Source organism: uncultured Phascolarctobacterium sp. (assembly GCF_905212365.1).
Lineage (GTDB): Bacteria > Bacillota > Negativicutes > Acidaminococcales > Acidaminococcaceae > Phascolarctobacterium_A.
The window spans coordinates 1-8,037 of record NZ_CAJMEH010000077.1; the positions used below are offsets into that span (position 1 = coordinate 1).

Below are 8,037 nucleotides of genomic sequence, written 5' to 3' on the forward strand. Positions count from 1 at the left end.
CAGCCGTATTACCGGCAGCCAGCGCTTCTTCCATAAAGGAAAGCATCATAATGGCGTTGCGGGCGCTCAAGCCGATGACGGAAAGCAGCGCAATCTGAAAGTACACATTATTATCCAACCCGCGCAGCCCGGTAGCCGCCACCGCGCCGCAAGCGCCCAAAGGCGTAACCAGCAGCGCGGCGAAGGGCGCCAGCCAGCTTTCATACAAAGCGGCTAAGCACAAAAAGATGATGAGCAGGGAAACTGCGTACAAGGGCAGCGCCTGCCCCGCGGACTGCCGTTCGTGGAAGGACAGCCCGCTCCAGGAATACAGGCAGCCCAAATCCTCCGCTATTTTTCCCGCGGCGCTCATAGCCTCGCCGGAGCTGTAACCCGCCGCAGGCATTCCCTGCAGCTGCACGGCAGCCAGGCCGTTGTAGCGCTCCAGCGTCTGCGTGCCCAGCGACATGGAGGTCTGTGCCACCTCGTTCAACGGCACCATGCCGCCGGCCTCGTTCCGCACCGACCAGGCCTGCAAATCCTCCGGACGGCTGCGATAGGCCGCGTCGGCCTGCACATAAACGCGCTTAATGCGGGAGCGGTCCAAAAAGTCATTGACGTAGCTGCCAGCCCAGGCGGCGCTGATAGTATTATAAGCGTCCGTCAAATTCACGCCCAGGGCCAGCAGCTTCGGCTTATCAAAAGCAATATGCAGCTGGGGCGCGGTCTGCGAGCGGCCGCTGCGCACATCGGCCAGCGCAGGGTCGTCCTGCGCCCGTCGCAGCATTTCCTGCTGCAGCCGGTATAAATCCTCGCGGCTCCTGCCGGCATTTGCCTGCAGCTGCAGCTCAAAGCCGTCGGTCGTGCCCATGCCGCGCACCGGCGGATACAAAATGACGTTAATCTGCGCGTCCGCCAGCCTTTGCAGGTAAGCGCCCGCCCTGGCGGCGATAGCCTGCGCGCTGTTGTCCTCGCTAGGGCGTTCCTCCCAATCCTTCAGCTTCACCCAGGTCTGCCCCAAATTCTGACCGGTACCCGTGCCGTTGCGTCCGATAGTAGAAATAGTTAAATCGAGATTATCCTTTTCGTAAGTCGTAAAATATTCGCGCACCGCCGCGTCGACTGCCAGGGTGCGCTGTTGGTCGGCTCCGGCAGGCAAATTAAAGGACACTACCATGCCGCCCTGGTCCTCATTGGGAATAAAGCCTGTGGGCAGCTGCACATATACCCAAACGGCGGCCAGCGTTATAACAGCGTAAGCCAGCAGGCAGCGCGCGCCGCGGCGCAAAAATCTGCCCACGCTATCGCTGTACCGCTGCGTCGCCCTGTCGATAAAGCGCTGAAAGCGGCTGACTTCCAGCCCCGCTTGCCGCGGTACAAGCAGCAGGCCGCATAAGGCCGGGGCCAGCGTCAGCGCTACGCAGACGGAAAGCGTCATGGCCGCAATAATCGTCAAAGAAAATTGCTTGTAGATAACGCCCGTAGAGCCGCCGAAAAAAGCCATGGGCAGAAAAACCACCGCAATAACCGCAGCAATGCCGACAAGCGAGCCGCCGATTTCTTCCATGGAACGGGCCGTCGCGTCAGGCGCGTCCAAGCCCTCCTCCAGCATCAGCCGTTCCACATTTTCCACAACGACGATGGTATCGTCTATCAGCAAGCCGATGGCCAACACCATGGCAAAAAGCGTCAGCGTATTGATGGAATAGCCCCCGACAGCCAACGCCGCCAGCGTGCCCAAAAGCACTACGGGAACGGTCAGCGCGGGAATAACCGTCGCGCGCCAGCTGCCCAAAAACAAGTACATAACTACCGTTACTAAAACAATGGCCTCAACCAGCGTATGCCATACCTCGCTTAACGAACGGTTGATAAACTGCGTGCTGTCGCGGGGGTAAGCGATGGCGTAGCCCGGCGGCAGCTGCGCTTTCAGCTGTTCCACCGTTTCCATAACCCGCCGCGTGGTTTCTATGGTATTCGCACCGTCCGCCAGCTGCAGGCCCAGGGCGGCGTTGGGGTGATCGTTCAGTAGAGAAATAGTATTATAGCTTTCGCTGCCCAGCTCCACGCGCGCCACGTCGCCTAAATAAACCAAAGAGCCGTCGCCGCCGCTTTTTACTATTATCCGGCGAAATTCCTCCGGCGTCTGCAGCATGGACTGCGCGGTAACGACGGCGTTCAGACGCTGCTCCGCAGCGGCAGGCTGCGCGCCGATAGCGCCTGCGGCTACCTGCACATTCTGGCTGCGCACGGCGGCGATAATATCAGATGGCTGCAAATTGTAAGAGCGCAAGCGGTAAGGGTCCAGCCAAATGCGCATGGCGTACTGGCTGCCGAATAAATCGATATTGCCCACGCCCTCGATACGGCTGAGCGGGTCGTATAAATTACTGGCCGCATAATCGCCCATATCGCCGGGCGTAGCGCGATTACTCTCGTCGTACACCGACACAAACAGAAAGGTTTCCGGCTGCCTGCGGGTAACGCGCACGCCGTTATCCTGCACCGTGTCCGGCAAACGCGCCTCTACCTGACGTACCTTATTGGCCACCTGTATCTGCGCCGTATCCGGGTCCACCCCGTGGTCAAACACCACGTCGATGCTGGCGTCGCCGCTGGCCGACGAAGTGGATGTAAAATACAGCATCCCGTCCAGCCCCGTCAACTGCTGCTCGATAAGCTGCGTAACCGTGTTTTCTACCGTTTCCGCCGAAGCGCCCGTATAGGAAGCGCTGATATTAACCGTAGTAGGCGCTACTTCAGGGAACTGCTCCAAGGGCAAACGCAGCAGCGACAAAAGCCCCGCAAGGGAAATCAAAAGGGAAATGACAATGGCAAAAACCGGCCGTCTGATGAAAAAGCTGCCCATGATTTACTCCTTTCCGCCTCCGGCCTGAGTTTCCTTGGCCCGTACTGTGTCGCCTGCCCGCACGCGGTTCACGCCGCTGCTGACCACCCTTTCACCAGCCTGCAAGCCGCCGATTATCTGCCAGCTGCCGCCGATAGTAGCGCCCAGGGTTACATCCCGTCGCTCTATTTTATCGCCTTCGGCGACTATCCAAACATAAGCCTTACCGGCGGCGTCCCACTGCACGCAGCTTTGGGGCAGCAGCAGCGCCTTAGTATCCACTGCTTCCGCCAGCACGGCCTTCACGAACATACCCGGCAGCAGCTTGCCATCCGGGTTGTCGAAGCGGGCGCGCAGCGTAACCGTGCCGCTGGCTTCGTCCGTTACCGCTTCCTTAAACAGCAGCGTGCCCGTCCGTTCGTATTTGCCGCCGTCGCCCAAAAACAGCTCTACCTCAGCGCTGCCAGCAGCCAAATCCTTATTGCTCAATGCCTTTTGCAGAGTTTGCAGCTGCTCTACCGACTGAGGAATATCCACAAACACCGTATCCGCAGCGTGAATCGTCGCCAGGGGCGCTTGCTGGCCGGCGCTAACCAAGGCTCCAGCCGTGACGGCAGAAATGCCAATGCGTCCGGAAATCGGCGCGGTAATGCGCGTATATCCCAGCGCTACGGCGGCAGCCTCCATGGCCGCCCGTTTTTCCAGCATCGCCGCCACCGCCTGACGGCTGGCAAAGCGCGCGTCGTCCAAAAGCTGCGCGGCAATAGCGTGCTGCTGCGCCAAGCGGGTGAAGCGCTCTTCTTTCAGTTCAGCGCTTTCCACCGCAACCCTGCTGTATTCGTAATCGGAACGGGCGCGCTCATAAGCCGCCTGATAAGTCGCATCCTCCAACTGGTACAAGGGCTGCCCCGCCTCCACGTAAGCGCCCTCTTCAAACAAGCGCGCTTTAATAATGCCGTCCGCCTGCGGACGCACCTCAGCCGTCAGCGCTGCGCGCACCCTGCCGCTCAGCTCCTCCTTCAAGGGCGCGCTGCTGTAAGCCGCAGTAATATAACTAACCTCCACAGGCGCAGGCGCAGCAGTCTTTTGCTTGCCACAGCCCGGCAAAGCGCAGCTCAGCAGCAGAGCCGCCGTAATCAGCCATAATGTAATCTGTCGCATAATATCCTCCATAAAGCGATTAAAATAAACCGGCGCAAAACTTTCCTCATTTATAATGATAACGGCAGCCGCCCGCAAACGATAGAGCTTATCCGCTCTGATTCTTGCCTAATCTGCTCACCTTTGCTACAATAAAAGCAGAGGTGAACGCTATGGACGAAGCCAAAAGATTACAAGCCCTCATGGCGGAGCTGCGCGCGCTGCTGCTGGAGGAATATCGCATACAGCACGGTATCCAGACCACCGATTTGGGCGGGCTCAAGCTGGTACGCTGGGACGTGCCCAATTCCCTGTACCGCTGCCTGTACGAGCCCATGATTAATATTATTTTACAAGGCGAAAAGCATTCCACCATCGGCACGCAAAAGGTGCATTACGGCGCAGGGCAATGCTTAATCGCCAGCGTCGACCTGCCCAGCGTCAGCTACCTGACGGATATTTCCCCCGAGCACCCTTTTCTCAGCCTGTCGTTGCCCATCGATTATTATATGCTGGCCGATATTGCGGCCCAGCTGCCGCCGTCCAGGGAAAAGCCCTCCAATCTGGAAGCAGGCATGACGGTCGCTCCCACGGACGCTTTTATTTTAGAAGCTCTGCTGCGGCTGCTGCATTTAAATCGGCGGCCTGAAGAAAAGCAGTTTATGTCCTCCCTGATTATCCGCGAGCTGCATTACCGGCTGCTGTCTGGTCCCTTGGGGAAAGAGCTGCGGCGCATCATCACTCTGGGCAGCCATTCCAACCAAATCATGCAGGCCGTCGTCTATCTCAAACAGCACTACAAGGAAAGCTTAACCGTCGACCAGCTGGCGGCCATCGCCCACATGGGCAACTCCACCTTCCGCCGCTGCTTTAAGCGCGTCACTACGCTAAGCCCCCTGCAATACCAAAAGCGCCTGCAGCTGCACGAAGCCCAAAGGCTGATGCTGGCCGAAGGGCAGAGCGCCGCAGGCGCGGCCTACGCCGTGGGCTACGAAAGCGCCACGCAGTTTAACCGGGAATATAAGCGACTTTTCGGCCTGCCGCCCGCAGCGGATATAAATCGCCTGCGCAGCAGCGAAGGCTGAATTTGCAAGCGCAAAAAAAGCTCTGTACTTAATCGCACGATTCAGTACAGAGCTTGTTCTATTATATTAGCGTTATACTTACAGCTAGCGCCGCGAACGCTTGGGCAGCTTGCCGTCCATATTGTTTTACATGGCAGCGGCCTGCCGCGCAACAGCGTCCAGCTTCTCCCGCCAGTCGCCGCAATAATCGCTGCCGCCCTGAGCGCAGTCGCTCTTGCCGCCGCCGCGGCCGCCAAAGGCGTCGTTCAGCAGCTTGATAACGCCGCGGCAATCTCCTTGGGCAGTATCGCCCAGCACCACGGCATAGCTGATGCGTTCCGGCTTAGCCGCCGCCAAAATAGTAATGGCGTCAGTCAGCGCCGCAGCTTTCGGCAGCAAATATTTGATGTCCTTAGCGTCGTAGCCCTCCAGCGGCATAGCCACGACTCTTAAACCGTCAGCCCGCTGAGGCGCAGCCTCGTAAGCGCTGCGCAATTCTTTTTCCGCGGCGGCCAGCAGCTTGCTCTTAGCCGCGTCCAGCTCAGCCTGCCAATCGGCTTTCAGCTTGGCAAGATGCTCCGGCACCAGCTCCGGCTTAGTGGACAAGCCGGCCGCTACCTGCAGCAGAACGCTGTTCTTTTTATCTGCGTCCAGCAAAGCGCGCCGTCCGCATAAAAATTCCACGCGGCAGCCGCCCTTATGCTTTTCGTGGCGTACCACCTTCACGCTGCCCAGCATCCCCGTAAAGGGCGGATGCGTGCCGCAGCAGGTGCAGATATCCGCGTCCTGCACGCTGACGATGCGCAAAATTCCTGTCAGCTTGCTGTTGAACTTGCGCATTTTATCCTTGAGCTTCACAGCCTCGCCGCTGTCCATATAATCGACGGACACGGGACGGTTTTCCCAAATTATTTCGTTCGTATACAGCTCCGCCTTGAGCAGCTCCTCCTCCGTCAGCTCCTTATCCAAATCGATAGTCACCATGTCCTCGTTCATATGAAAGCCGATATTATTAGCCTCGAACAGCTTCCAGCAGGCGTAGGATAAAATATGCTCGCCCAAATGCTGCTGCATACGGTCCAGGCGCACAGGCCAGTCCAGCACAGCCTGCACCTTAGTGCCCACCGCCAACGACTCTGCACATTCATGGTAAATGTGCCCATCCTTCTCCGAAACATGTACGACATCAACGCCGCCCAGCTTGCCGCGGTCGCTCAGCTGCCCGCCGCCTTCCGGGAAGAAAAGCGTCTGGTCCAGCTCCACCAAGTGCAGGCCGTCTTTTTCCGTGCAGGCCGTTACCGTAGCCTCGCAGGAACGCAGCAGCGAATTATTTTCAAAAAGCTTTACTGTCATCTATAATCCCCCCAATAAGTAAATCAACAGGCCGCTTACGGCCTTACTAATGATATTTTACCACCATCGTGTACAAATATGATATAATTATAGCGTATTTTAATTTTTACACGGCAACGTGAAGCGATAAGGAGTTATAAATGTACCAAAATTTACTTTTTGATTTAGACGGCACCCTGACCGACTCTGCCGAAGGCATCACTAAATGCGTACAATATGCCCTGGCTAAAATGGGTATCGACGAGCCCAACCTGCATAAGCTGGAGGTTTTCATCGGCCCGCCCCTGCGCGCCAGCTATATCAAATACTTCGGCCTGACGCCGGAGCAGGCGGAGGAAGGCATAGCCCACTACCGCGAACGCTACACTACTACCGGCATCTGGGAAAACAAGGTTTACCCCGGTATGCTGGAGCTGCTGGCTGCGCTCAAGCAGGACGGCCGCCGTCTGGGCATGGCCACCGCCAAGCCGGAGGTTTTCGCTCTGCGCATTGCCGAACGCTTCGGCTTTAACGACTATCTAGAGGACGTAACCGGCTGCACCTTGGACGGCAAAACCGATAACAAAGCGTTAGTAGTAGCTGCTGCCCTGGAAAAATGGCAGCTGCGCACGCCGGAGCAAAAGGCTTCCGCAGCCTTAATCGGCGACCGGCGCGAGGACGTGCTGGCCGCTCACGCCAACGGCATCGCCTGCATTGGCGTCGGCTTCGGCTTTGCCGCTCCCGGCGAGCTGCAGGAGGCCGGAGCAGACCATTACGCCGCCACCATGGACGATTTGCGCAATCTGCTTTTACCCAAGCAGCGCATTTAAAAATTCCCAGCGAGGTAAGCAATATGCATATTTACGCCATCGGCGACCTGCACCTGTCAGGCGAGCCGCCCCAAAAGCCCATGGAAATTTTCGGCGCTCATTGGCAGGGCCACAAGGAAAAAATCAAAAATAATTGGCTGACAACCGTACGACCACAGGATACGGTCATCGTCTGCGGCGATATATCCTGGGCCATGGGCCTGCAAAACGCCGCTCCCGATTTGGCATGGCTAGCGCAGCTGCCCGGACGCAAGCTGCTGCTGCGCGGCAACCACGATTACTGGTGGGCCAGTCTCGCCAAAATGCGGCAGCAATACGGCAGCAATTTTGAATTTTTGCAGAACAACTGCCTGCTGGCCGGCAGCACCGCTATCTGCGGCACCCGCGGCTGGGTTTTACCCTCGTCGGAAAGCTTTACGGCGGAGGACGAAAAAATCTACAAGCGGGAGGCTATCCGTCTGGAATTAGCGCTGCAGCAGGCGGCGGCGCAAAAGCCGGAACGCATCGTCGCGGCCTTTCACTACCCGCCACTTTTTGCAGCGGAGGAGCGCACGCTCTTTACCGACCTGCTGGAAAAATACGGCGTACAGCATTGCGTTTACGCCCATATTCACGGTGAAAACCATGTGCAGCCCTTTGAAGGAGAACGCAAGGGCGTGCATTATAAACTGGTATCCTGCGATACGCAAGGCTTTGCTCTAACGCAAATAATTTAAGCGTAAGCGCCGCCCCAACAAATTCATCTAAGCAAAAGTAAAACCATGCCTAAAGCGCAAGCTCTAAGCATGGTTTTTGTTAGTGTGCCCGGCATGGGCGATAACTAGGTGGTGAAAGTCCACTACGC

Annotated in this window: 6 protein-coding genes; 3 read left to right on the plus strand and 3 right to left on the minus strand. The window is 57.5% G+C overall.

Annotation, left to right across the window (positions count from 1 at the left end; genetic code table 11):
* Positions 1-2,848 (minus strand): efflux RND transporter permease subunit (locus QZ105_RS09680; protein ID WP_293729717.1); only part of this gene is annotated, 2,848 nt, incomplete at its 3' end.
* 3 nt (positions 2,849-2,851) lie between these two features.
* On the minus strand, positions 2,852-3,988 hold the full coding sequence (locus QZ105_RS09685) for an efflux RND transporter periplasmic adaptor subunit (RefSeq protein WP_293729718.1): 1,137 nt from the start codon (positions 3,986-3,988) through the stop codon (positions 2,852-2,854).
* Between the two features lie 152 nt (positions 3,989-4,140).
* On the opposite strand from QZ105_RS09685, the gene QZ105_RS09690 reads away from it, so the two are divergent.
* Positions 4,141-5,052, plus strand: coding sequence for an AraC family transcriptional regulator (locus QZ105_RS09690; RefSeq protein ID WP_293729719.1), 912 nt, complete (start codon positions 4,141-4,143; stop codon positions 5,050-5,052).
* 126 nt (positions 5,053-5,178) lie between these two features.
* On the opposite strand, the gene QZ105_RS09695 is transcribed toward QZ105_RS09690, so the two are convergent.
* Complete coding sequence (locus QZ105_RS09695) at positions 5,179-6,384, minus strand: alanyl-tRNA editing protein (protein ID WP_293729720.1); 1,206 nt, start codon at positions 6,382-6,384, stop codon at positions 5,179-5,181.
* A 140-nt stretch (positions 6,385-6,524) separates the two neighbouring features.
* Between QZ105_RS09695 and QZ105_RS09700 the strand changes: the two genes are divergently transcribed.
* Positions 6,525-7,193 carry an HAD hydrolase-like protein gene (locus QZ105_RS09700; RefSeq protein WP_293729721.1) on the plus strand — a complete coding sequence of 223 codons (669 nt, stop codon included), beginning with the start codon at positions 6,525-6,527 and terminating at the stop codon, positions 7,191-7,193.
* 23 nt (positions 7,194-7,216) lie between these two features.
* Positions 7,217-7,909: a metallophosphoesterase gene (locus QZ105_RS09705; protein WP_293729722.1), complete on the plus strand. Its 693-nt coding sequence runs from the start codon at positions 7,217-7,219 to the stop codon at positions 7,907-7,909.
* Positions 7,910-8,037 lie beyond the last annotated feature (128 nt).